Genomic DNA, 396 nt, shown 5'->3' with positions numbered 1-396 from the left:
AATCATTACCAGCAGTAAAGCCTAACCCGATAGTTAAACCTAAACAGCAGAGTACCGACGGTAGATATCGATACCTTAAACAATTCATTCAGAAGGGTAAGCCACTGCAATTGTTTGAGCGAAACCCTGTCACACAATACATGATTAATAGAGGGCTAGGTTCGCTAATTGAGCGGGGTGAGGAACCTGATAATCTTTATTATGCTAAAGATGTACTTTACAAACATTATGGTGAACGGTCGCAACGTTTTGGGTGTTTATTAGCGGCGTTACATGATGTAGACGGCAACTTAATTGGTGGACATAGGATTTATTTGAGCGCCGATGGGCAGAAAGCTGCAGTTAGTACACCTAAAAAAAGCTTACCTCCGATATTTCCAGGAGCAATGAATGGTG

General features: G+C 41.7%; 1 protein-coding gene. It reads left to right on the top strand.

The annotated features are described in order from the left end of the window. A partial coding sequence (locus AAEZ02_RS21920) for a DUF7146 domain-containing protein (RefSeq protein ID WP_351125062.1) occupies positions 1-396 on the top strand: 396 nt, incomplete at both ends.

Origin of the sequence: Shewanella sp. T24-MNA-CIBAN-0130, assembly GCF_040310185.1 — a bacterium.
GTDB lineage: Bacteria > Pseudomonadota > Gammaproteobacteria > Enterobacterales > Shewanellaceae > Shewanella > Shewanella psychromarinicola.
Note: the sequence above shows the minus strand (reverse complement) of the source record. Positions and strands in the feature narration are given on the sequence as shown.